The 5,315-nt window shown below is 39.1% G+C and carries 5 protein-coding genes; all 5 read left to right on the plus strand.

Annotated elements, in window-relative coordinates; translation table 11 throughout:
* Positions 1-210: 210 nt before the first annotated feature.
* The 5 genes from L9W92_RS19080 (at position 211) to L9W92_RS18345 (ending at position 4,661) form a co-directional block, all read left to right on the plus strand.
* Positions 211-333, plus strand: coding sequence for a hypothetical protein (locus L9W92_RS19080; RefSeq protein ID WP_282442418.1), 123 nt, complete (start codon positions 211-213; stop codon positions 331-333).
* On the plus strand, positions 330-524 hold the full coding sequence (locus L9W92_RS18330) for a hypothetical protein (RefSeq protein WP_240085186.1): 195 nt from the start codon (positions 330-332) through the stop codon (positions 522-524). Before L9W92_RS19080 ends, L9W92_RS18330 begins: the two co-directional genes overlap by 4 nt.
* Before the next feature lie 264 nt (positions 525-788).
* Positions 789-1,061, plus strand: coding sequence for a hypothetical protein (locus tag L9W92_RS18335; protein WP_240085187.1), 273 nt, complete (start codon positions 789-791; stop codon positions 1,059-1,061).
* Positions 1,062-1,065: 4 nt separating this feature from the next.
* Positions 1,066-1,458 carry a hypothetical protein gene (locus L9W92_RS18340; protein WP_240085188.1) on the plus strand — a complete coding sequence of 131 codons (393 nt, stop codon included), beginning with the start codon at positions 1,066-1,068 and terminating at the stop codon, positions 1,456-1,458.
* A gap of 404 nt (positions 1,459-1,862) precedes the next feature.
* A complete protein-coding gene (locus tag L9W92_RS18345; protein ID WP_240085189.1) occupies positions 1,863-4,661 on the plus strand; it encodes a hypothetical protein in 2,799 nt (932 codons plus the stop codon).
* The last annotated feature ends 654 nt before the right edge of the window (positions 4,662-5,315 follow it).

The raw sequence follows: 5,315 nt of genomic DNA on the forward strand, positions 1-5,315 counted from the left end.
TCCGAATTCCCAATTGGATGCGGATTTAAAAAAAATTCCTCTATGGTAAGTAGGAGGAATTCAATAACGATGGTTCAAGCAAAGCCTTGTGCCATCTGCCTCGGCGAATGCCGAGAGGCTATTTAATATGTCAGGAGGTTTGCGCAGTAATTTATAACCACACTCCTTATTTTTTTAGGGAGAAAAGTCCCGGCAGACGGACGCGCAATCTTGTGTCTATGGGTCACTGGGGCAGTGGCGGAGGGAGACGGCGGACCTGCCGTAAAAGGGAAGCTAGGCGTAACGTCAATAAAGACGCCAACCAAACAGCCGGCAGCGCATACCCTGGCGTGAGCTGGAAACCGAATTGTTTCGGGCGGGGAAACCCGCAACAGGGGAAGTGCCGGAGACCTGGTGAACTGCTGGGAACTGAGCCGGGCCGGCACGACCCGCGTAGTCCTAATGCGTGGGTACCTGCATCCCAGCATTTTTCAAGAGTGACGGCGCTGATACGTGTTGTTCGGGTCGTCTTGTTAGTGGGATGAAGCTCTTGAAAAATTTTGAAAACCTAGTTAAACAGGTATATTTACCTGGGCGCGTAGTTACGTCCCCTGGGAAGGCGTCCGTTTACGGCCCTAGCTTTCCGGCGCGATTGTAAAGAGCTCGGCTCCGCGCTGTATATTCCTTTTTTCGTTTATGTTTTTTGCATATCTGGCCCTATTTTTGTGCGACTACTCGTCGGCGAGCCGGGTGCGGGTATATTTGCCCGGCGAAGCGCGGAAACGAATAACAGTTTTTGGAGGGATGAAATGGAGATAATTAAAAGGGGAGTTAAAACGAAGAGGGGCAAAACCTTTTATGTCGGGGATGTACTTATTAAAAATGTTATTGTCCCGAGTTCAGAGGAAGAGCGCCTGAATTTTAATTTAATGGCAAAAAAGACTGTTAAAAAGTGTGGCATAAGGCCGTTTGTTACATATTATCCTGTTCCTCCGGAGGTGGGTATAAATAAGAAAATGGTACCTTTCTTTCTGTTTTGTGTTGCGCGTTTCCGGGAAGAGATGCTGCGGCGGGGCGGTTGAAGAAATGACCACGTTGGTAATCATGCAGAAAGCAGCGGAATACCTTAAGTTCCCTGATAAAAGGGCTATCATACTTCGGTTGCTTTATGGCTCAGAAGGAAAGGCAGGGCTGGAAGCTCTGGCTAGAGTAATTGGTTTTGATTCGTCCGGGCTTTTTATGGAATGGGTCAGAACTGATTTTTTAAATAGGAACCGTAGTAGCAGAAGAAGGCGTTATAAGAATATGAGTCCGCCTTTACCTCCTGTGGCAGTGGAAATAAGTTCTGTTGATATACTGGGGATATTTGAGGAATCGGCGGTGGTCGGAGGAGGTAATGTGCGAACAGGAAAACAGGGCGGTCGAAGAAGTATAAGTAACGGGCGGGCATGGGACGCTTTACGCGGAGGGGGCAAGTAGGATCTTTCTCCCTTAACATAAGACCCGCTTAATTTCGAAAGATTGATCTACTCCATATGGAATATTCTTTAAATGGTAATATATTAATACCTTTTTAACATTGACAGACCCTGGTTCGCTGCTGTGGAAGCCACTTACCACCCCGCCTTTTTATGGCGGGTATTTTTTCTTAAAAATTTTTATTGTTTAGCAGGATTCTACATATTTTACCGCGAACATCTGTACCATTAAAACGAGAGGGGTGGTAACGTCTCTCACTAAACTGCTCATATAACCCAGTAAGTGGTGATCCAAATGCGTTTAGGCCGATATTTTCAAGGCGATCATCCTAATTTTTCTTGTTTTCTAACTGGACGGAAGTTCCATAAGGTAACTCTAAAGGGGTTATCAGAGGGGGCATAATTTTGATTAATATAATTTCGGAATTAAAGCTCTACAATTTCAATGAGGCAAAAGGAATTAAGATATTATCAGCTTTTCTTCTTAACTTGGAAGAAAAATTAAGACCCAATTCAACTTCATTTATTGAATTAAGAGAGAACCACTTTATAATAGATCAGGATTTGGTTGATAATTGCGCTCAACATATTGCGAAATATCAATGGCTTGATATTTTAAAAATACTTCCGACTGGTATGGGTTCCGCATTTAGTAAATATAAAAAAGAAATCTTTTGGTTCGCCCTGGTTTCAGGTTTTGTTGACGTTCCGGATAAATCCAAGTTTAAAAAAATTTTAATTTCTAACTTCCTTCCCTACTTTGTTGAATATGAAGATCATATTATGTCTTATATTATCACCTGGGCCATAAAAAATATTTTTCCTGAAGAAGCTTTTGAAATCTCTTTAAAAGAATTTTTTGATACAGATAAATTAGGTAAAGAAAGTTTAAAAAATAGATTGCTAAAAATAGGGCGCGTTAATCCGCTAGAATTGGCAAGGTCACCTTTTACGAATAGAAATATCCTGGAGGGGTTATCGCGTAATCCTAGTGTTCAAGTTCGTAAGGCAGTTCACGATAATAAAGCAACCCCTAAAGAGTTAAGAATTAAATTGAAAAAAGATACTGATGTAATGATGCAAATAATAAGCAGCCTCTACCATGAATATAAACAGGGCGGAATCAAAAAAGAATTGTTTTATGATGTTGTAGTTGCTGAGTTAAACCATCTCAAGGTAAATGTAAGGGAAAGGTTAAATAAAAAAATCTTTCAGACCTATCCTGAGATGAGGTATATTATTGCTTCGACTACTACGGACAAGGAATTTATTAATAAAATTTTGAATAGTAATGATATGAGTAATGATGTTTTACTAAGGGCATTAAGGAACCCTGTTTCCACAATGACAAAAAAACTTAAAAGTAAAGATATTGATGCAAAATGGTTAGTCTACAACCTTCTACATTCTTTTAAAACTGAAGAAATTTTAAATATTATTTATATCAAGAATCGTTCCGTTTTGAAAGTCATTTCCAAAAATTTAGGAACTGAGACTACTGCAAAGTTAAGAACGTACGAAAAAGTTTTTATTAGGTTATTAAGCTTAGATGATAGTGAAATCAATCAGTCAATTGCTCAAAATAATTATATACCATTAAATATATTTATTAAGTTAAGTAAACTGCCTGATGTAAATGTAAGGAAACAACTGGCAAAGAACAGGAACATCCCTAATTCCATTATAAAGGTTCTAAGTGAAGATAAGAGTCCTGATGTAAAGTATTCGCTTTTAAGAAATAAAGAAATTGATAATTATACGTTCAATAAGATATTGGATGAGAACTTCGATGAAATTATTAAATTTATAAATTTCGATACGGAAGTCGCTTTACTTTCTAGAATTATTAACAGTGAGAGAGTATCTTTAAAGTACCTTGAATTCTTTAGTTCCCATGACGATTGGGTTGTACGACATGCTGTCGCTGCAAACCCAAACACTACTAGTGATATCTTAAAATCTTTGGTTAAAGACAAAACGCTTGATATTCGTAAGAAAATTGCTTCCCGTTCTGATCTTGATGACGAACTCATGTATATTTTAGCATCGGACGGTGAATCTTCTATAAGGTCCTGGGTTGCTTTAAAGAAAAATATCCCTATTTATGTTGCAGAGATGCTTTCAAGGGATAAAAATTACGAGGTCTTAAAGAATCTGGAGAATAATCCTAGTGTTTCAGATAACATTAAAGCAAAAGTTAAAGATAGGCTAACTTATTTGCGTTCATTTAAAAAGAATTTTAATGCTACAATTGGTGTGGTTGAGTCGAAAAAGAATTTAAGCTCACAACGAAAACTGGAATTAAAATCGAAGGAAGCAGAGGAACCTGGCGAACTCTTACCCGATATTGTAACAGATTCAACGACATCCTCGGTACACACACAGGAAATTGAGGAAAGATCCAAAAAAGCATTGTTATTGGAACTGTTCCAACTTATTGCTGAAGTTGTTAATAGCAGAACTAAACAAGAGCATAAATTAAATTTGCCCGATGAGCCAAGTGAATTTGAAACCTATCGCCTCCGTAATATACTTAATATTTTTCGCCAACACGCCGCACAAGAAATATGGTTTAACAGGAGATATGGTCTGCCCGGCGGACATTGGCATAGCCCAATAAACTCACTAATACTTAAAAAGATCGGGTTTCACTTTTTCATAGCAAAGGAGCAACGTGGAGTATACCGGTGTAAAGTTATTATGGCAAACCATAAAACTTATCATTTTTCCCTGGCACCGGATTTAAAACCTCCCGAAAACCTATGGTTGGACCTATTATATACCTATGTTCTTTGTTCCATTAGCGACATGGTACGAGGATGTGTTCCCACTCGCAAAGCCAAAATGCCAGGAGTGAAAGCCTCTGGTGGTGAGCAAAAGAGATCACCCCAACGGGAAAGGGCCAAATATTTACCCAGAAAATGGACAACTAATTACTCCGGTAAAGCTGATGAAAATAACAGGACACACAGTTATGGCGGCGGCTACGTACCGTGGCATTTTAGGCGCATAAAGAATAATGCCTCAGAAGGCGCACGCCGAAAAGCTCTACTCATCAGTGGAATAGTTGAAATCCCATCAGGATTTACTTACGTTTCCCCACACTGGCGAGGAAAGGAGCACGTTGACATAAAGCAAAGAGTTATCACTAACCAGTTAACCGAATCCTTTACTTTGACATTTGACAAGTTGATTGCTTCATAAACACCTGACCCTTGATTAAAACCCCAATTGTTGATTACTTTGAGCTAATACCTGGTTTACCTGCTTTCAAAAATTTATTAAGGGCTAATTTGATGGTTTTGTTGGAATGGCTCCGTTAATTGCGGGGCTTTTTTTATTTTATCCCACTTGGAATATCTTTTAGCGGCAGCTTTGCCCACCTTTTTATTTAAAGGTAGTAATAAACCGGTTAAGTGTACTTGTTAAAACCATTTTTTCTAAGGAGAGAGAAGGTTTTGCTGCGGATATGCCACTCATATGGACTTGTGGACAGCCAAGCCTGCCCACAGGGTCCATAATCACTTGGACAACTCTACGAGTTGCCCACATACCCACAGCTACTACGACGATAAATAACCATGATGATATGAACCCTCTGGGATATTATATATCTATTCAAACTGGTGAAATTCCTGTAAAAGATATTGATTAGCCAATTATTCCACATGGAATAATTTTATTTTTTAAGAAAGGGCGGTGCTATATGTATGCTGTGATAGCAGCGAAAGATGCATATTACGCTGAGAAAAAACACCTAAACCGCCGAAGTTGAACACTTAGACCGTTTTAATTGAACAGTCTCTCCGCAGAAACTGTACATTGATAGCCAAATAACCACATGGTATACTCATAATG

It is taken from the genome of Pelotomaculum terephthalicicum JT (genome assembly GCF_022410535.1).
Lineage (GTDB): Bacteria > Bacillota > Desulfotomaculia > Desulfotomaculales > Pelotomaculaceae > Pelotomaculum_D > Pelotomaculum_D terephthalicicum.

Bases quoted from the DNA above. Each gene is read 5' to 3' on its own strand.
- L9W92_RS18340 (WP_240085188.1), top strand. From the start codon at position 1,066: ATGACCACGTTGGTAATCATGCAGAAAGCAGCGGAATACCTTAAGTTC.
- L9W92_RS18335 (WP_240085187.1), top strand. From the start codon at position 789: ATGGAGATAATTAAAAGGGGAGTTAAAACGAAGAGGGGCAAAACCTTT.